Annotated in this window: 20 protein-coding genes; 11 read left to right on the top strand and 9 right to left on the bottom strand. The window is 58.1% G+C overall.

The genetic code is table 11. From position 1 onward, the window contains the following. The first annotated feature begins 45 nt into the window (after window positions 1–45). Window positions 46–423, top strand: a complete 378-nt coding sequence (locus PJU76_RS10105) for a hypothetical protein (protein ID WP_271779429.1) — start codon at window positions 46–48, stop codon at window positions 421–423. Window positions 424–481: 58 nt separating this feature from the next. Here the strand turns inward: PJU76_RS10105 and PJU76_RS10100 are convergent, their stop codons facing one another. Further along, window positions 482–805, bottom strand: coding sequence for a hypothetical protein (locus PJU76_RS10100; protein WP_064219227.1), 324 nt, complete (start codon window positions 803–805; stop codon window positions 482–484). 125 nt (window positions 806–930) lie between these two features. Between PJU76_RS10100 and PJU76_RS10095 the strand changes: the two genes are divergently transcribed. Genes PJU76_RS10095 through PJU76_RS10075 form a run of 5 tightly spaced genes read left to right on the top strand, consistent with a single transcriptional unit; the run spans window position 931 to window position 7017 of the window. Next, window positions 931–1332 (top strand): hypothetical protein, encoded by a 402-nt coding sequence (locus tag PJU76_RS10095; protein WP_215848755.1) that lies wholly within the window; start codon window positions 931–933, stop codon window positions 1330–1332. Further along, window positions 1329–2159 (top strand): CbbQ/NirQ/NorQ/GpvN family protein, encoded by an 831-nt coding sequence (locus PJU76_RS10090; protein ID WP_271779428.1) that lies wholly within the window; start codon window positions 1329–1331, stop codon window positions 2157–2159. The genes PJU76_RS10095 and PJU76_RS10090 overlap by 4 nt, the downstream gene beginning before the upstream one ends. Before the next feature lie 9 nt (window positions 2160–2168). Next, complete coding sequence (locus PJU76_RS10085) at window positions 2169–4664, top strand: nitric oxide reductase activation protein NorD (protein ID WP_271779427.1); 2496 nt, start codon at window positions 2169–2171, stop codon at window positions 4662–4664. Then, window positions 4661–5875 carry an acetoin utilization protein AcuC gene (locus tag PJU76_RS10080; RefSeq protein WP_271779426.1) on the top strand — a complete coding sequence of 405 codons (1215 nt, stop codon included), beginning with the start codon at window positions 4661–4663 and terminating at the stop codon, window positions 5873–5875. Before PJU76_RS10085 ends, PJU76_RS10080 begins: the two co-directional genes overlap by 4 nt. After that, window positions 5872–7017, top strand: coding sequence for an aldo/keto reductase (locus PJU76_RS10075; protein WP_271779425.1), 1146 nt, complete (start codon window positions 5872–5874; stop codon window positions 7015–7017). Before PJU76_RS10080 ends, PJU76_RS10075 begins: the two co-directional genes overlap by 4 nt. Window positions 7018–7038: 21 nt before the next feature. On the opposite strand, the gene PJU76_RS10070 is transcribed toward PJU76_RS10075, so the two are convergent. Then, window positions 7039–7641 carry a TM2 domain-containing protein gene (locus tag PJU76_RS10070; protein WP_271779424.1) on the bottom strand — a complete coding sequence of 201 codons (603 nt, stop codon included), beginning with the start codon at window positions 7639–7641 and terminating at the stop codon, window positions 7039–7041. 85 nt (window positions 7642–7726) lie between these two features. Here PJU76_RS10070 and PJU76_RS10065 point away from each other — a divergent pair, with 85 nt between their 5' ends. From PJU76_RS10065 to PJU76_RS10050, 4 genes are read left to right on the top strand one after another with little or no spacing between them, the layout of a single operon-like run. Further along, a complete protein-coding gene (locus PJU76_RS10065; protein ID WP_064220058.1) occupies window positions 7727–8653 on the top strand; it encodes a LysR family transcriptional regulator in 927 nt (308 codons plus the stop codon). A 1-nt stretch (window position 8654) separates the two neighbouring features. After that, window positions 8655–9407, top strand: a complete 753-nt coding sequence (locus PJU76_RS10060) for a type 1 glutamine amidotransferase (protein ID WP_271779423.1) — start codon at window positions 8655–8657, stop codon at window positions 9405–9407. Next, window positions 9404–9760 carry a hypothetical protein gene (locus PJU76_RS10055; protein ID WP_064220060.1) on the top strand — a complete coding sequence of 119 codons (357 nt, stop codon included), beginning with the start codon at window positions 9404–9406 and terminating at the stop codon, window positions 9758–9760. Before PJU76_RS10060 ends, PJU76_RS10055 begins: the two co-directional genes overlap by 4 nt. 28 nt (window positions 9761–9788) lie before the next feature. Then, complete coding sequence (locus tag PJU76_RS10050; RefSeq protein WP_064220061.1) at window positions 9789–10439, top strand: VTT domain-containing protein; 651 nt, start codon at window positions 9789–9791, stop codon at window positions 10437–10439. Here PJU76_RS10050 and PJU76_RS10045 read toward each other — a convergent pair. From PJU76_RS10045 to PJU76_RS10015, 7 genes are all read right to left on the bottom strand, one after another. Next, window positions 10357–11181, bottom strand: coding sequence for a gamma-glutamyl-gamma-aminobutyrate hydrolase family protein (locus PJU76_RS10045; protein ID WP_271779422.1), 825 nt, complete (start codon window positions 11179–11181; stop codon window positions 10357–10359). The genes PJU76_RS10050 and PJU76_RS10045 overlap by 83 nt on opposite strands. Then, the gene (aguB, locus tag PJU76_RS10040) at window positions 11174–12046 is read right to left on the bottom strand and encodes an N-carbamoylputrescine amidase (protein WP_271779421.1); all 873 of its coding nucleotides are present in this window, start codon (window positions 12044–12046) and stop codon (window positions 11174–11176) included. Before aguB ends, PJU76_RS10045 begins: the two co-directional genes overlap by 8 nt. Window positions 12047–12149: 103 nt before the next feature. Then, on the bottom strand, window positions 12150–12515 hold the full coding sequence (locus tag PJU76_RS10035) for a FeoC-like transcriptional regulator (RefSeq protein WP_271779420.1): 366 nt from the start codon (window positions 12513–12515) through the stop codon (window positions 12150–12152). After that, complete coding sequence (gene feoB, locus PJU76_RS10030; RefSeq protein ID WP_271779419.1) at window positions 12512–14863, bottom strand: Fe(2+) transporter permease subunit FeoB; 2352 nt, start codon at window positions 14861–14863, stop codon at window positions 12512–12514. The genes PJU76_RS10035 and feoB overlap by 4 nt, the downstream gene beginning before the upstream one ends. Then, window positions 14860–15129 (bottom strand): FeoA family protein, encoded by a 270-nt coding sequence (locus tag PJU76_RS10025; RefSeq protein ID WP_271779418.1) that lies wholly within the window; start codon window positions 15127–15129, stop codon window positions 14860–14862. Before PJU76_RS10025 ends, feoB begins: the two co-directional genes overlap by 4 nt. Before the next feature lie 17 nt (window positions 15130–15146). Continuing rightward, entirely contained in the window at window positions 15147–16403 is a 1257-nt protein-coding gene (locus PJU76_RS10020) for a carbohydrate porin (protein ID WP_271779417.1), read from the bottom strand. A 117-nt stretch (window positions 16404–16520) separates the two neighbouring features. Beyond that, window positions 16521–17027, bottom strand: a complete 507-nt coding sequence (locus PJU76_RS10015) for a thioredoxin fold domain-containing protein (protein ID WP_271779416.1) — start codon at window positions 17025–17027, stop codon at window positions 16521–16523. Between the two features lie 838 nt (window positions 17028–17865). Here PJU76_RS10015 and PJU76_RS10010 point away from each other — a divergent pair. Beyond that, window positions 17866–18684: a C40 family peptidase gene (locus PJU76_RS10010; RefSeq protein ID WP_271779415.1), complete on the top strand. Its 819-nt coding sequence runs from the start codon at window positions 17866–17868 to the stop codon at window positions 18682–18684. The last annotated feature ends 55 nt before the right edge of the window (window positions 18685–18739 follow it).

Genomic DNA, 18739 nt, shown 5'->3' with positions numbered 1-18739 from the left:
TGGTGCGGGTGGTTTTTCCAAAATCAATGCAATGGAGGTGGCCTGGTGCCCAGTATCAGTGATCGGATGCGCAAGCGTTTTATTCTCATGGCGAGTGATCCAGAGCTGCGCGCGGTCGTCGTGACGACGACGCCCGAAGGCTGGGAGATGACGGAGGCGACGGATCTGGACGACCTCGGCGATTGGCAGGAAGTCCTACTGCATCGTTTTATGCTGCTCAATCTGGATGATCCGGAGATTGCGGATCCTATTGCACTGATTGACACCTTGCGGCGGGAATATCAGTTGAATATTGCGGTATTTTGTCTGGGCGGAAGTCAGGAACGGCGGGATGCGGCGCGTTCGGCGCGGGCGGATCGTTTTTTTGATCGAGATGTGGGTTTACAGCGCCTACCGGAGTTTTTTGCTCAGTTTGGCTGGTAAGTGTTGGGGGTCCTGCCCATCAGTTGAAGCACCGATGGGCGCTACCGACGGCGAGGTATTAACCGACTTTGGCGTGAGCCTCGGTGTCCAACAGCAGGTCGTGGCTTTCGCTCTGGCCGCCGGCACTGACAGTGAGGGTGGCGATACGGATGCCGGCGTTCTTGAAGGTAATTTCGTAGGAGAAAATACCGGGCAATTCGAGGCTGGCTTCTTTCAGCGTCTTGCCTTCGCAGGTGACGCTGATCTGGGCGCTGCCCTTGCCTTCCAGCATGGCCTGAATCCGGAAAGGATGGCCGACGACGCGGCGATAAACTTGCGGGTCGCGGTTGGCGTTATATTGCAGGTTGTTGAGTTTGACCATTTTGATCAGATTCGTACTCATGGTAGCCCCTTCTTAATCACGCTATAAAATGAATTGTACACACATTCAGTTAAAACTCTTTTATCCTAGATGAAAACCGCCCGGAGTGATAGCAGGCGCGGCTGTAAATCCCATCAGGAGTGATGATGACTAAGTCAAACGAATTAATAAGCACATTAGATGCAGCGCACGAGCGGATTGAAGCACTGGCGCGGCAACAGGTTGCCGGAATGGCATTGCCGGAGTTGGTGGCGGCGGGTGTGGCGGAAGCGGCAGCGATGTTGCGCATCATGCTGACCGCAGAGCACAAGCCCTATGCCAGTGATGCGGATTTGCTGGAGTTATGGAAAACGCTGGTGAAGGGCTTACCCCACTGGAATACCATTCGCGATAATTGCCGTGAACTGGTTTATTACCAGAATTGTTTGAACGCAGAGCGTGCCGATGCGTTGCCCGCGCAGCCGGAGCGCATGGTGATTCATACTTTGCGGCACATTTTTCTATATATGCGCAGTTATGCTGAGCAAAATCATGAGGGCAAGGTATGAGTGCGACGAAAATGGCAGGGGGTAACGGCTTGCGCTTGCTCCTCGAGGAGCCCTTTTATCAGCCGGTGGCGAATGAGGTCGGGGTATTCATGGCGGCCTGGGGTCGGCGTCTGCCGGTAATGCTCAAGGGGCCGACAGGCTGCGGCAAGACCCGCTTTCTGGAGCACATGGCGTGGCGCCTGAAGCGACCGCTGGTGACCGTAGCCTGCCATGAAGACCTCACCAGTTCAGATCTCGTCGGACGCTTTCTGATTGAGGGCGACGAAACGGTCTGGCAGGACGGCCCGCTGACTAAGGCGGTGCGGGAAGGGGCAATCTGCTATTTGGACGAGATTGTTGAAGCGCGTACTGATACGACGGTAGTCATTCACCCGCTGACCGACCATCGCCGTTCTCTGCCCATTGAAAAGCTCGGCGTGGAAATTGTCGCACACCCCGATTTTATGCTGGTCATTTCCTACAACCCAGGCTACCAGACGGTGCTGAAGGACCTCAAACCCTCCACCAAACAGCGGTTTATCGGGATGAACTTTAATTATCCGCCCGCTGATGTGGAAACGCGGATTGTGATGAAGGAGGCCGGTATCGATGAGGCCCGGGCCCGGGCACTGGTAGCCGCTGCAGGCAAGGCCCGTAACCTGAAGGAACAGGGCTTGCAGGAGGTTACCTCCACCCGGGCGCTGATTTATGCGGGCGCATTGATGGTGGCGGGGCTCGATGCGCTGGAGGCCTGTACTGTGGCGATCATTAATCCGCAGACGGACGATCCGGAGTTGGGCGAGGCGCTGCTGGAGATTTTTCGGACCTTTTTCCCGGAGCAGGGCTAAGGAGCGCCCATGTCGGCGGCGACGGAGGATATCCTCGACCATCTGGCGGCCGTCAGCTTTGTGGCAGGGCGGGATGCGCGAGTGGCTTTGCCGGCGGTCACTGCATTGGGGGAGGCGGTAACCTTACATTACTTGGAGACCGGACGGGATTTGTTTTTCTATGACCGGGAAGCAGGCAAGGCGTTTTTCCATGCCACCGCCGATCTGGTAAAGGCCTTCGGAGGCCTGGACCCCTGGCTGGATCAGGCGCGCCAGTTTCTCCGTCAGCGCGGCACCTTTCGGGCGGCGGTGGGTTTCTTCGCGCAGGCCAGTGCGGTACGCCGTGGTTGGGGTGCAGAGGGCGAGGCGTTGTGGTTTGCCTTGGGAGCTGCTTGGATTGACCGGCATGTGGACAGCGCGGCGTCCTATTTCCAGATGCCTGCAGCCATTCTGTTTGGCGATGCGGGAGTTGAGGGGCTGCGGGCGTTGTTGACGCCTGCCGACTCCCTCGCCAAGGGGCGTTTGGGGCTGGGGACGTATCTGGACGGTGCCACCAAAGTGCGCGGTATCTGTGGTCTGGCGGGGGTGGCGGAATGGGCGCGGCGCGGCGGCGATGTGCTGGCGGCGGGAAGGGTACGCGGTGAGGCCTGGTTCCGGCTGGAGAGTGATGAGTCGCGCAGCTTTTTGTTGGAGGTCCTGCCGGGCTTTCGTATGGGAACCCACAAGCGGCTCTTCGGGCTCCTGCTCCAGGCCTGGACCGGGCTGCATCCGCCCCTGGAAGAGGGAGAGTGGAGTCTGGAGGGCGGCCGCGCCTTTGTCGAGACCGACGGGCGCAGCCTCTTTGTGCCGGCGGTGATGCCCGACCGGGAGGAGGCTTTGTTGGCCTTCTATCATACGGGCGCGCATCTGGCCTTCGACAGCTATGAGCAAGACGCCATCCATGCCCTTTTTGCCGAGATCGGCGTGCAGCATCCGCCTTTGGATCCCGACCAACGGATCACCTGGCGGCCACTGTTCGCCCAGTTTGGCGACGATATGATTCGTTTTCAGCTGATTTTCGATCTCTGTGAAGATTTGCGTGTGGATAGCGCACTGGAGCGGGAGATGCCTGGTTATCTGGCGCGGGTGCTGCGGATATCCCATCAGCGCAGCCGGCCGGAGGGGGCTGCCGGGTGCTACTATCAGGCGGCCATGAACATGCTGGAAGATGCCATGGCCGGAAGATTGCCTGGGGATCTTGCCGTGTTGATGACGGCACAAACCGGTATTGTTGACGCTTTCCGGGCAGCGCTCACCCTCTATGCGGCGACGGATTTGCCACCGATCTCCCTGTCTGAGCGCGCCCGCGCCTATCTGCCCGGCCATTCGCCCAATGTGGCACGACCGGTGTATCCGCGCCAGAAGCGCGATACGGATGTTCCGGAGATGGATGGCGGCGGTGAGCTAGGTGCCGCTGGTCATGAGGAAAAGCCGCGAGAGGCCCCGCAACAGGCAGAAGGCAATGATCCGGATATGGATATCCCCCCTGAGGATATCCAGGGGACCGGTGGGCGGGTTGGGGTCGGTATTCCCATGCCCGCCAAGGTCATGGGCAGTGGTCGCGGGATACAAGGGCTTAAAGGCGGCTGGCCTTATCGCGAATGGGATTACCGTCAGCAGAACTATAAAGAGAACTGGGCGCGGGTGCATGAGCGTCCCCTGCGTGAACGCGATGAAACCAAGGCTATCGCCATTGCCGCCGAATATGACGGCACGTTAAGGCGTCTGAAGTGGGCTTTGCAGGCACAGAAGCCGACGCGGATGGCGCCGCGCCGTCGCCAGTACGAGGGTGACGAACCTGATTTGGAGGCGGCGGTGCAGTTTGTGGTGGAGCGGCGCGCCGGGCGTTCGCCCAAAGCCGGTATCTACCTGCAACGGCGACCGCAGCAGCGAGATACTTCGGTACTGCTGCTCGCCGATCTGTCCACCTCCATTATGGCGGAGGCTGGAGATTCCGGTGTGCGGGTGGTGGATCGCCTGCGCGCGGCAATGCTGCTCTTTGGTGAGGCACTGATGGAAGTGGGTGATCCTTTTGCCCTTTACGGATTCGCCAGCAAGTATCACGACGAGGTCTTGCTTTACCCCATCAAGCGATTCACCGACAAATTTGATGCACGCGCGCGAGCCTTGCTCGGCGGCCTGTCTGGGCGGCTGGCGACGCGCATGGGTGCCGCCATCCGCCATAGCTCGCGGCTCATGCTGCGCAGTCCGGCGCAGCGACGTTTGCTCCTGATTCTGTCGGATGGCCGTCCGGCCGATTATGACGATGGCGGTGACTCCCGCTATTTGCAGGAAGATACGCGCATGGCGGTGAAAGAAGCGCAGGACTTGGGTATCCACGCCTTTTGCATCAGTCTCGACCCGCGTGGTGGCGAATATCTGCCGCTGGTCTTCGGGTCGGGGCACTATCTCGTGTTGCCCCATATCGACAGCCTGCCGACGCGTTTGCCGGAGATTTATCTGCGCTTGCGGGGCCACAGCGCATGACGGGCGAGGCGCAGACGGTTGCCAGCAGAGTGAACGAGCAGGAGATGCTGCGTCCGCAAAGCGTCGCGACTCGTCGGGCGGTCTTCGTCGGGGCGGCGCGTTACCGGCGGGCGAGCTATGGGAGTAACCATCCCCTGGCGATTCCGCGGGTGTCCCTGACCCTGGACCTCATCAATAGCTATGGGGCCATGGCGCCGGAAGAATACCGACAGGGTCGCCCGGCCAGCCATCGGGAGCTTCTTGGCTTCCATACCAAAGATTACATACAGGCCTTTGAGCGTGCCCAGTTTCGCGGTGGCGTGGAGGACAGCGATCGTCGGTGCTATCAGTTGGGTACGCTGGAGAATCCTTATTTCCCCGGTTTTTTCGATACCGCCTCCCTGGCTACCGGTTCCGGCGTGCTCGCGGCGGAAGCCGTGCTGGAAGGCGTAACCGCCTTCAGTCCCGCGGGTGGAATGCACCATGCCGCACCGGGCCAGGCCCGCGGCTTTTGCTATTTCAACGATCCTGTGTTGGCCATCCAGCGTTTGCGTCGTGCCGGTTTGCGGGTGCTGTACTGGGATATGGATGCCCACCATGGTGATGGGGTGGAGGCGGCCTTTGCGGAAGACCCCGACACGCTGACGGTCTCCCTGCACATGGATACGGATTATGCCTATCCCTATCAGGGCGGGAGACTCACCGACTGGCCGGGATTGGCAGTTAATCTGCCGTTGCCCAAAGAAGTGAATGACAGTGAGTATGCTCTGGCTTTTGCGGTGTTGTGGCCTCGTCTTTTGCAGCACTTCGACCCAGATGTCGTCGTTTTGCAGGCGGGCACCGATATCCTCGCACCCGATCCCTTGAGCAAGCTCCGGGTTTCCAACGGCCTATTCTGGCAGGTCGTACGCCAGATTGTGGCGGAAAGTCCGCGTCTGCTGGTGTTGGGCGGGGGTGGTTATCATCCCGTTGCCCTGGCGCGTTGCTGGACCGGCCTTTGGGCGATATTAACGGGGCGTTCGTTGCCCGCGGAATTGCCCGCTACCGGGCAAACGCTGCTCAAGGCGGTCGAATGGGAACTGGACGATGCAGACGCACCGGGCTATGGTCAACAGTTCCTGGCATTGCAAGACACACCCCGGCCCGGCCCGGTGCGTGCCGAATTGCGCGAACGCCTGGATTTTTTGCTGCACCATCATCCCCTCTTTGCCAACAGGAGTAGCGCCGCGTGAATGCTGCGGAAAATGGATTGATTCCGGGGGCCGCCAGTAGTGCCGGTACCAAGGCCTATGTGGGGCGCTTCGCCGGAATCCTCGCTGACGAACACTTCAGTGACTTTTTAAACACCCGCATCAAGCTGTCCTCTCTGGGCGTTGGCACCTTCCCCGGCGCCGTGGACGACGTGACGGATGTCGCCGTCGCGGCGATTGTGGCGCAGGCCTTGCAGTCGGGCATCAACGTTATCGACACCGGGGCCAACTATCGTTTCGGGCGGGCCGGTCGGGCGGTCGGGGTGGGAATTGCCAAGGCGATGGCGGCCGGTATTCAGCGAGAGGAATTTTTTGTGGTCGGGAAGGGCGGTTTTTTGACTTTCGCCGACGGACGCCCCGAAGATCCGCTAACCTTTTTTCGGGAAAAAGTGATGGCCAAAGGGCTGGGTAAGGAGGCAGACCTTGCTCAGGGCGTCCATTGCCTGAGCCCCGAATATATCGCCTGGCAACTGGATACCCTGCGTGCGCAGGTGGGGCTGGAGACTCTGGATGTCTACCTGATTGATCAGCCGGAGGTGCATATCCCGGTGATCGGCAAGGGACCGATGTACGATAAGCTGATCGACGTGTTCACCATGCTTGAAGCGGCGGTGCAAGCCAACAAGATTCGCTATTATGGCATTTCCACTTTCAATGCCTGCCGGGTAGCGACGGATGATACCCTGTTCCAGTCCCTGACCAGTCTTATCGGGCTGGCTGAAAAAGCTGCGGGGCAAGGCAACCGCCACCACTTGAGGGTGGTACAGTTACCCTTTAATGCCTTGATGCCGGAAGCTTACACCCGCTTCAGCCAGGTAACGGGGCAAGGCAACATCGGCTCGACCATCCAGGCGGCTTTTCAGCTTAAACTGACCATTATGGCAAGTCATCCTCTCGGTAAAGGATTACTGGCGCGGGAAGAGGTGCCTTCTCTGCTGGAGGCTATGCCGGAACTGGCCGATGCCGCGCAGCGCGCCATCCAGTTCGTGCGTTCGACACCAGGCATCGGTGTGACGCTGGTGGGGCTTAGCATGCCTCGGCATCTCGCCGATTTGCTGGCGGTGGCCAGTCAGCTTCCTCTTCCCAAGGGGCGCTATCTGGCCATGTTTGAGAAGGAGGAATAGCAAGCACCAAGTGGGTTCCGGCTATTTTTTTGCGGAGTCCGCTGGTTCCTGCCCCAGCACACTTTTGGGGGCTTTGGTCATTGCGGCGAGCAGGCGCTCCTGTTCCGCGAAAGAGAGGCGGCGCTGGCCTGGCGCAAAACCCTTTTGGGTGGGGGCATTGGTGGCAGGGTGGCCGACCCGTTCGCCCTCCTTGGCTTGGGTATAGTCTTGCAACTCGCGCTGCCATTGCGCTAGCTGCTCGCCGGTATTCACGCGTCCCTGGTGGTTGGGCGGGGCGGCCGGCGTTTGTTGGGCGAACCAACTGGCCTTGCGCAACTCCTTATTGTTGGCGCTGATCCACAGGCTAACGCGGCTGAGGTCTCGGAGCGCAACGGCGCAGAGGACAACGGCAAGGCCAATGGCCCCCCAAATTAGGCCTAGAAAGGCCAGCATAATCACACCAGCGCTGGCCAACGGAAAGGCCCAGGCCCAAGGCTGTTCCAGATAGAAACGATGCGCGCCAACAGGAAATAAGCACCAGTATAGATAACTCCTGAGGGATTTTTTCTGGAGTTTTTGCAAGCGAATTTGTAAACTCTGTACCCCAGCGCCCTGCAGGTCGAGCTTTTCCCAAGCTTTGGGCATGGGTTATCCTCCATTAGTACTGTATTGAAGCGCTCAGATATTACCTCTAAACTGGTGAAAAGTCGCGGGCGACTTAAGGACTTCCATGGCAGACAGGCGGTTACAGGTTTTTCACACCGTGGCAAAGCTGCTCAGCTTTACCAAAGCGGCCGATACGTTGCATATGACCCAGCCGGCGGTGACCTTCCAGGTCAAGCAACTGGAAGAGCAGTTCAACACGCGTTTATTTGACCGCACCCATAACCGCATCAGTCTTACCGAGGCTGGCATGGTGGTTTATGAGTATTCCGAGCGCATCATCTCGTTGTATACCGAGATGTCCAATCGAGTCGGGGAAATGACGGGTGATCTGCGCGGGTATCTGCTCATCGGTGCCAGCACGACCATCGCCGAATACATGCTGCCCCGGGTGTTGGGCGACTTTAAAATGAAGTATCCCGATGTACAGGTGCGTCTGCATGTGGGTAATACGGATAAAATTGTCCACATGATTGAGGATAACAGTATTGATCTGGGACTGGTGGAAGGTTTGATAACCAACAAGAGCCTCGCCACCCTCAAGTGCTGCATGGACTCCATGGTGGTTATTGCCGAGCCGGATCATCCCTTGGGTGCCCATGAGGGTGTGACCGCGCAGGAGTTGCTGGATTATCCTTTCGTTTCCCGTGAGGAAGGATCAGGCACCCGTGAAGTGACTATGGAGTATTTGCACCAGGTCGGCGTGGACGCCAATGATCTGCATATCACCATGGAATTGGGTAGCCCGGAAGCGGTCAAAGGGGCGGTGGAAGGCGGGTTGGGGGTGGCTATTGTCTCCGAGACGACGGTTCTCAAGGAGTTGGCGCTGGGTACTTTACTGGCGCGCCCCTTGAATCCGCCGCTGGCCCGCCCCTATTCCTTCGTTTATCAGAAACAAAAATTCCGCAGTCTGGTGATGGATGAGTTCCTGGAATTCGCCAAAGACCGCTGTAGCAGGGACATACTATCCGTGCCGGTGCGTCGAGAGGGCTGATATGAAGCATTTTGCCGTGGTGCAGCACAGTTACTCCGAGTTTCTGGGCATCGTGGAGACTCAGCTGGAGAAGCGTGACATCGGTTTCAGTTACTTCCGGGTTTTTCTCAGTAACGAGCTGCCAAGCAACGCGCTGACTTTTGATGCGCTGTTTTTGCTGGGTGGTCCCATGTCTCCGCTCGAATCCGACAAATATAAATGGCTCACTCAGGAACTCAATACCATCACCATTTTCCGCAAGGCAAAGCGGCCGGTGGTGGGCTTTGGTCTGGGCGCGCTCTTGCTGGCCCAATATGAGGGGGCGACGTTGCACCTGCAGCCTTATCATAACGCCTATTTTACCACGGCCCATGCCACGGAAGCAGGGCGGGACGACCCGCTGGCGCAGGCGGTGGACGGCGCTCAGGTAATGGTTTGGTCACCGGGAACCGCTACCCTGCCGGAGGGTGTCAAGCCATTGGTGGTGGATGACGATGGTCGCTGGATCGCCTTCCGCCCGGAAGAGGGGGTGGTGGGATTGCTGTTCCGGCCGGAGATGAAGCCGGGGCTGATCGAAGATATCCTCATGGAGGAAAACCGTGAAACGCCCGAGAATATCGGCGAACTCCTGGGGCAGGCGCGGGCACTGTGGCCGGAGATGCAGAAAACCACGGACCGGGTCATCATCGCCCTGGTTCGCGAGTTGTCTCTCATGACGGAGAAACGCAAGCCACGGGTATTCTCCCTCAAGGTGGATACCGGGAATGATGTATGAATAGCCGGGAGCGCCATTTTCTTCGTGTCATGCGTAAGCTGGGAGACGCGGAGCAGGAACAGTTGCTGGCCTTTGCCGATTTTTTGAGAAGTCGGCAACAGCCAGAAACATCGGTGCTGCATCAGGAACCGAAGATTTTGCCCGCTAAAGAGGGTGAGACCGTTGTTGGCGCGATTAAACGCCTGCGGGAAAGCTACGCCATGCTTGATGCCAAGGAGATGCTCAACGACACCTCCAGTTTGATGTCCAGGCATGTGATGGGCGGGGAAGCAGCGGAAACGATCGTTGTTGAATTGGAGATGATGTTCAAACGTCACTATCAGCGCTATCGCGGCGCTCTGGAAGACGCGTGAATTCACGTTGCTCCGGGTGATTGCGCCAATGTCGGATATTCATCATCTCTTGCAGATTCTGCTGCACTTTGACCAGTACCTGATAGTGTTTCTTCAGGAATATGGGGCTTGGGTCTATGCCCTTTTGTTCCTGATTCTCTTCGCCGAGACAGGACTGGTGATTATGCCGGTTTTGCCGGGTGATTCCATGTTATTTATCTGTGGTACCCTGGCCGGTGCGGGCATCATGAGCGCGTCCTGGTTGTTGGGTCTGCTCGTTACGGCGGCAGTGCTGGGCGATGCGGTGAATTACTGGATGGGGCGCCGCTGGGGTGCCCACCTTTTTGGCGGGCACCTGCTCAATGTCAGGTACTTGGATACGACCCAGCGCTTCTATGCACGACATGGTGGTAAGACGGTGATCATCGCCCGATTTTTGCCCATTATTCGCACCTTCGCACCTTTTGTGGCAGGTATTGCCACCATGCCGTATCGTCGCTTCTTTGGCTTCAATCTGATGGGCGCTTTCCTGTGGGTGGGGGGCTTGCTGGGTGCCGGTTATTTCCTCGGGCGTTTTCCCTGGGTTAAAAGTCACCTGAATATAGTGATTGTCGCCATCATTGTGATTTCGCTGGTTCCCGCGGCGCTGGCTTGGCTGCAACAGCGTTTGCAGCCTTCCGAGCATCCTTCCTCCCGCTAGGCCTTTTTGTCTCGCCGTGTGCTGTTGCGCGTGCCATGCGCCGGGTAGCGCGCTGTACCAGCCAGTTAAACAGGGCCTGCTGGTGCGGGTCATCGGCGGCTGTATGTTCCGGGTGCCATTGGACGGCGAAGATGTCCGGATTGCCGGGCATATCCACTGCCTCAATGATGCCATCCCCGGCAATAGCGTTGATGCGTAGTGTGGGGGCCATATTCGCGATGGCCTGGTGATGCCAGGAGGATATCTCCAGAGTATCTCGCCCGACGATGCCCCCCAGCAACGTGTCCGGCAAGACAATGACCTCATGCATGATGGGATTATGTTCAGCATTGCGGTGGCAGATGCGGGTGCCAATACTTTTGGGCAGGTCCTGGAGAAGGTCGCCGCCCAATGCGACATTAATAATTTGCAGGCCGCGGCAAATGCCGAGCATCGGGATACGCCGGGCGATGGCCTCTTGCGCCAAAGCAATCTCAGCGGCGTCGCGGTCTGGGTGCACGGCATGGATGCTGTCGTCGCATGCTGCGCCATAAAAATCGGGGGAGATGTCGCCGCCGCCAGTGAGCACCAAGGCATCACAGCGCGATAAAATGATGCGGGCTTCAGGGCACTGGGGTAGGAAGACGATGGGTAACCCGCCCGCCCGACAGACGGCGGCGGCATACTGCGGGGCGAGGGAAAAGGCTTTGCTGTTGTGCTCGTATGCGCTCAGAGCGATGACGGGAGGCTGCGGGTCACTCATGGCGCGGACTCCCGTCCAGGGTCAGGATAGGCGCATAGAGTTCAGGACGGCGATCACGGAAGAGGCCCCACTCCAGCCGCTGTGCGGCGAGGGCTTGCAGATCGAGATCGGCGTAGAGGATGGTCTCCTCCTGCTCGGCGTGGACTATAAGCGCGCCGGTAGCATCGCTGATGAAAGATCCGCCATAGAAGGTGATCTCGCTTTCCTGGCCGATTTCTCGGCCCACCCGGTTGGCAGCCACCACGGGGACCAGATTGGCAGCAGCGTGGCCCTGCATAACTCTGGTCCAGTGCTCGTGGCTGTTGATTTCCGGAGCCTGGGGTTCAGAGCCGATGGCGGTTGGATAGAACAGGATTTCTGCGCCTTGCAGCGCCATCACCCGCGCCGCCTCCGGGAACCATTGGTCCCAGCAGATGGCGACGCCGAGGCGTCCGTAACGGCTGTCAAACACACGGAATCCCGTATCACCCGGACTGAAATAGAATTTTTCCTGATAACCGGGGCCATCTGGAATGTGTGCCTTGCGGTAAAGCCCCAGATCACTACCGTCGGCGTCAAAAACCACGAGACTGTTGAAGAAGGCGTTATTGGCGCGCTCAAAAAAGCTGACCGGGAGCACGACCTCGCGCTCCCGCGCCAGCTTTTGCATGGCGAGCAGGGCGGGGTGGCTCTCGCGGGGCTGCGCCAGGGTCAGGAAGTCGGGGTTCTGGTCTTTGCAGAAGTATGGCGTGCTGAAAAGTTCCTGGAGGAGAATGATCTGGGCACCCGCGTCCGCCGCCGAGGTTACTTGGCGCAGCGCCTTGGCGATATTGTCGGTCTCGTCTTCCCCTACGGCCATCTGAATGGCTGCTACTTTTACCCGCATCTACCACCTCGTTCGCCATGGTCGATCAAACACCGCTCTGAGTGTCTTTAAGATAACATAATCGAGCGCAACAGCCAGTTGAGAGCATGCGGTCTAATGGGAGTTATAAAGGGCTACCCTCCTTAATACGATTAAGCTGCACGACATCTGTAATGTTTCTATCCACATGTGGCAGCGGAGCAAGCGATACGATAGCTATCGCTGCTTTTCCTGCGTTGTCGCGCCAGCGGTAGGCCTGAATGGGGGCCGCGGGGGTACTGCTGCAACTGCCGCATCCGCCTGAATCGCAACGAGTGCCACAGTTTTTAGGGGCTCCGACCAGTACCAGTTCTGCCGCGCCTCGGCGCTGCCAGTAGGTCAGCATATCCTCGACCAGCCTGACAGAAAGCCTTAATTCGGCGGCGATCTGGCTGGCGCTGGCCATACCCTGTCTCTGCAGTAGCTCCCGAACCGCGAACAAAGGTTTCATGCTGACGCCGCCTTCTGGTTCAGAGAGGGCTTCGCTAAGGTGGCCGCGCGCTGTCCATAAAGCCGCAGACCAATGACCAGCAAGGCAAAAGCTGCCAGTACCCCTATGATCCATGCTCCAGAGGAGCCCGGATGTTTGGCGAAGGTGCCCGTTTGGTAAATCAGCGTGCTCGCTCCCCAGGCCAGGCTGGAGCCATACAGCAGGGAGAAGATCATCCAACCCCAGCCGACCTCCCGGCGGAGCGCGCCCATGGTGCTGGCGCAGGGCACGTAAAGCAGCACAAAAACCAGGTAAGCAAATGCCGAAAGGGCGGTGAAGCTGGTCGCGATCGCCTGGAGGGTGACGCTTTCCGCCCCCGAGGCCTGTTGGGTGGAGGCGGTGGATTCCATGGCGGACAGGCCCAAAGGATCGTCCAGCGTGGTAATAAAGGTAATGGCATTAGTGGGGATTGTCTTGAGCGCGCCCCAGAGTTGCCCGGCAATGTCGGGATCGCGGTAGGTTGCCATCAGGTCGGCTGCATTCTGCCGCTGATAAACACCATTCAGCGTGCCGATCACGATCTCCTTGGCGGCGGCCCCTGCGATCAGCCCGGAAATGGCTGGCCAGTTTCCTTGCTGAATCCCCATGGGCGCAAAAATCGGCACCAGCGCACGGCTGCCTTGGGCGAGCAGGGAATGGTCAATGTCGGTACTGCGCAGCCCGTGATCTGTCCAGCCTATGCCTGGGAGAATGAAGAGCACCACGCCGATGACCGCAATCACCCGGCCTACCCGGAAGGTGAATATCTTCAGGCGTTGCCAACTCTGCAACACCACGCTCCGGATGCCGGGCAGGCGATAGGGCGGTAGTTCCATGACAAAGGGCAGCGCCTCACCGCGCAAGGCGGTTTTCCCGAGCAGCCAGGCCGTTAGCAGGGCGACGATGATACCCAGCACATAGAGGGCGAAGACTACCTGTCCACCATTGTTGCGAAAGAACACCACGGCAAAGGCCATATAAATGGTCAGGCGTGCGGAGCAGGACATGAAGGGTTGTATCAACACGGTCAGGATACGTCCGCGCGGATCTTCGATGATGCGTGATCCCATGATGGCGGGTACATTACAGCCGAAACCGATCACCATGGGAACAAGCGCGTTGCCGGGCAGCCCCAGACGACGCATCAGACGATCCATGGCATAGGCGGCGCGGGCCATGTAACCCGAATCGTCGAGCAAGGCCAGAAAGACGAAAGTCAGGCCAACGGGGGGAATGAAGGAAATCACGAGATTCAGTCCGCCGCCAACGCCCCCGGCAACGAGAGCGATCAGCCAGGTGGGTAGCCCCGTCTCCAGCAGCACATGGCCGACCCCGTGAATCAGGAGCGCAGCGGAGGCTTGATCGAAGAAATCTAAAAAGATATTGCCGCCGCTGAAACTGACGACGAAGATCAGATAGAGCACCAGCAAAAAAACGGGAATACCGAACCAGTCATTCAGTACCACATGATCCAGCAGGTCGGTGACCCGCTGGCGCATTCCAGTATATCCGTTACGATGCAGCGCCGTGGCGGCCATTTCCTGCGCCCAGCCGAAACGTTGGTCCATGATCAGATCGGCAGGAGTTTCAGCGCTGCCATCCTCCACCTCCGTGATGATTTGTCGCAGAGTATGTTCCATCCTGAAGTCGGCGGGTTCGGCGCTGCCTTCGAGCAGGCGCAAGGCAGCGAAGCGCCGGCGTACGGGATTGCTGTCCGGCAGCAAGGCGGTCAGGACACCCAATGCCCGTTCTATCAACAGGCCATGGGGAGGCGGAGTACCGTGAGGTGCTTGCCTAAGTGCCTGCGTCAGGTTGTCCAACAGATTACCGCGTCCCTTGCCCCTGCGGGCGACCATGGCTACCACCGGTAGACCTAACGCTGCGGAGATCTCAGTCGTGAGCAATCCCAGTCCCTGGGCCTCGGCCTCATCAACCATGTTCATTACCAGAACCATCGGGCGACCTGTTTCCAACAATTCGGCAGTCAGGGTCAGATGCCGCTCGAGATTGGAGGCGTCGACAATGTTGACGATTAGATCGACCGGTCCGTCGAGCAGGTAATCGCGCGCCACTGCTTGATCTTCGCCGCCTCCCCCCAGCAGGCTGTACACACCCGGCAGGTCCACCACGGAGACCTTGCGCCCGTCCAGGCTCATGCTGCCGCTGCGTCGCTCCACGGTAACGCCTGGCCAGTTGCCTACCTGCTGATGGGTACCAGTCAGCAGGTTGAACAGAGTGGTTTTACCGCAGTTCGGATTGCCTGCCAGGGCAATGATCGGCAGTCCCGCTGTGGCTTGAATTTCATGGTTTTCTTCGTGACATGCACTCATGCCTGCCCTCCTGTATTCCGGGAATCGGCCCCCGGCAAAACTTCCACCTCAATACGCTGGATGACGCCCCAGCCCAGTGCAAGACGTGCTCCACCCACCTGCAATACCGCACCGCGTTTGCCCGGACCATGGACCACGCGGATATCGGTGCCTCGGCGGATGCCGAGCATGCGCATGCGTTGCAGCATGCCTTTGCCGCCGGTGACATCGCGTACTCTGGCGCTGTCGCCCAGTTTAAGGTCTCCTACGAACAGGGATGGATTCACTGACTCGGCCTCCGCATTCAGAAAAATTCCACATGCAAACGCACCATACCGACGGTCGCATCAGGAAAATAGCCGTTGGGATGCTGTATATATTGCAGATCAGGCTGCAGGTTGAGGTGCCCCGTGAGTTTCGCGACGTAGGTGAGTTCGTAAGCCGTCTCGGCGTTGCGGATGGCTGTGGTTTCCCTGCCAAGGCTCTCTGCCACTGGATTGGGACGCAGCCAAGTACGCGCCATACCGATGGACAGGCTGTCATCCGGGCGATTGGTGAAGGGGTGACCCAGGCGTAGACCCAGTCCCAGATACCAAGGGACTGGATTGATGTCCTGTGGCGCACCACCCATCTGAACAAAGGCCCCCAGCCGACGTTCTCCCGGCAGGCTCCAGTTCCCTTCGGCGATGGCATAGACGCCCGAAGTTGTGGGGGAGAGCCCGTAGCGACCCGGGTCGGACAGCTGGTAATGCCAGGCACCTGCTTTAAGGATGTACTGACCATAGTTGTCGCTGCTGTCCTCAAGATCGTCTTCCGCCTCTTTGCCCCAGTGCAGACCGCCTTCCCACAAGGCCATGTAGCCACGCTCAAAGGCAGAGACCTGATGCTGAGGAACACCTTGAAACAGTGCGACCTTGCTACTCAGGTGCTCGCCATGGATACCCGCCAGAAGCCCCAGGCCTGAGTAAGGATAGGTGGCGGTACCAGGGACGTTGACGGTCATGGTCGGCGCCATGCCAAAGGAGCTGTTGATGAGTTGCAAGGCGTTGGCGGTGACATCGAAGTAATAGTTCACATCCATGTAACCGACACGGGTATTGAGCCAGTCTGTCCAGTGCTGACGGAAGGCGGCATCGTAAAAACGGACCGCGTCGGGTGCCCAGATGTTACTGGCCGTCTGGATGTCGCCAATATAGTTCTGTTGAATGGCGCTGTTGTGAATGCCCATCAGGGAGAGGGTGAATTTACCGCCTTTCCACAGACCCGCCTTTCCGGTGTCATATCCGACGCCTATCTGCCCGACGATATTGCCCGCGCTGCCCTGCTTGATGCCGCCGGAAAAATTGGTGGAAACCTCGCTATCAAGGTGCCCGGCCCAGGAGAGACCATCGGCAATATAGTTGTAAGTGGGTAAATATTTGGGCGAAATACCGGAGATGTTCAGGATCGGTCCATTTCCGGGGGATGCGGGCTCATCCGCCGCCCAGGCATCGGAGGCGGATACGAGGATGCTGGCGCAGAAGAGGAGAAGCACAGTAGTGGGGCGGGAGAGCAAAGGCACGGGCCACCATTTAATTAATAATAAGAATGATTCGCAATATTATATAAATGGGCGTGCCTGTCAACAAGTTTTGATTCTTGCCGTTGATCTACATCTTAACTCCTTGACTGAGCGGTCTCAGCGAATCTCCTTCAAAACCGCAGGCAAATCCGTCTTGTCTGGAGTGCCTTTAATAATTTTCACGGTGTTATCGCGGCGTGTATAAATCAAGGTGGGAACGATTTTTTGCCCGGTAGCCTTAAGAATCCCCATGTTTGAGTGGAGCGCGTTGGTGCTGGCTGCATCGGGCAGGATTTCGGCAATAGCGCCGTGATGGCTTGTCTTATCAAAGCCGCTTTCGTTTTTTTGCATGGCGGCTAGTGGGTTTTTGGCCTCTAGTATCGCGGCCGCTTTCCCGAAACTGGAGGGGGCGAGGTATCCCACCGGCACGTAGCGAACCGTAAGTTGATCCGGATGGATGTGTGGTTGCAGTTCATCATAGAGGGCATGGCAGTAGGGACAGTTAGGATCAAAGATGACATAGAGGATGTGCGGACCATGTCCCTGAGCGATCCAGCGGGCATGGTCCAGCCGTTGGAGGAGCGGTACAGCGTCTCGTACTGTGCCATTTGGGGCAGCCGCCACCAGAGGGGGCACCAAGAAGAGCAAGAAGGCAAGGAAGCCAGGCAAGAGGGCAGATCGGAACCGGAGTCCATCCCTGGAGCGCATCAAGGTTTTGCCGGTAGGTATTCGCCCCCACCTTTTCACTGTCGAAGTGTGCATCGATTTCCTCTCCATGACGATCATTCCCAAGCTTTATAAGCAATTGTCGGGCCAGTAGCTATAAGGACTGGCTCCATATCATGTCATAACTAGCGATGGGGTCTTGCCTCGAGCATGGATACGACCTATAGTCCCAAACATGGACTATGGAGCATCGATTTTGCTAATGGCTGATTTTCGACTCGATTTGGGAGGGGGCTATCGTGCGGGCGGACGCCCGCACGATACTCTGAGTCGTTGCCGTGCCTCCACGTCCAGTATGCATATCGAGCCGAACTTGTTCGGCTTTTTTATTGTGGGCAAGGGGGTAGCCTCGAAGTTTCTCTGTCTTTAATGAGAGACGGTAATGGCGCTGCATAATCAGCCGGATGGCATATTATGCAGCGGCGATTCCCAGGTGATTCGGGAGATTTAAGGAATGCAGAAGAAGCATCGCTGGCGGATTGCTGTGGCGGTATTGACGTTTCTAGGTGGGATCGGTGTGTGTCAGGCGGCGCCGCACGCGGCAGGCCACAAGGCTTTGCATCGGATCAGTCACCATACCCGCGCGGGGTTCCGCGATAAGAGCGCCTCAAGAAACCCGAAAGCAGTCCAAATGCAGTTCATGCGTAACAAGAGGCTGATGCCTGCCAGGCAGGCGAAAAAGATGGTTTTTCGACCTGTCCAGAGGACGGTATCGCGAGCTTCAAAAAACGATTATATGGCGTTGACACCGACGGCGTTACGCTTGATGCACCTCGCGCCTGTCGAATTTGCCGGAGTGGGTGCGGCGCCGCAGCACGTTGCGACTTATGACTTTAAAGTGCAATCCTTTCCTGCGGCCGATGTGGAGCAGGTGACGAACCCTGCTTTTGTCGATCATTCGCTGACGCCGGTCAAGACAGGTATGGTGACGAATGACGCGTCGGTGGATGCGGTAACCGTTACATCAGCACCAGAGCAGTCTCATTTGCGACTCGCTTTGGCGATGTTGGCCAGCCATGCCTATCATTGGGCACGCCACCCCTTGCAGGCCTTGGAAAGCAGTGGCAATGCCACTGTCGGGCGACAAGCGGTAGCCGAACTAGCCAATGATATCGCGCAAGAAGGGCAGGAGGCGGAGATGGACAGCCACTCTGGTGGCCATTCTTGGCTATCACCTCGTTCGATGGTGCTTGCCGCACTCAAATTTATTGGTGCGCCCTATCGCTGGGGTGGTATGAGTCCATCCTCTGGGTTCGATTGCAGTGGCTTTGTTAAATACATATTGGCGAAGTTTGATATTCAGGTGCCGCGTACCGCTTATGCCCAGGCATCTGAGTTGCGGAAAGTTTCCCTGGTCAATCTGAAACCTGGCGATCTGGTGTTTTTTGACACGTTGCATCGGCCTTATTCCCATGTCGGGATTTACATTGGTCACCAGCACTTTGTCAGTGCCCAGACCCCGCGTACGGGTGTTCAGGTGGCAAGTCTGAAGGACCCTTATTGGGCGGCACGTTTTGACGGTGCGCGGAGCTTGCCGGTATCCAACGCTTCCTGATGACTCAGTAAATATTTGCCCGTCACCGCCAAAAACCCCGCGCCCTGTTTTAGCC

It is taken from the genome of Acidithiobacillus ferriphilus (assembly GCF_028215975.1).
GTDB lineage: Bacteria > Pseudomonadota > Gammaproteobacteria > Acidithiobacillales > Acidithiobacillaceae > Acidithiobacillus > Acidithiobacillus ferriphilus.
This window is presented reverse-complemented; position numbering and strand designations above follow the sequence as displayed.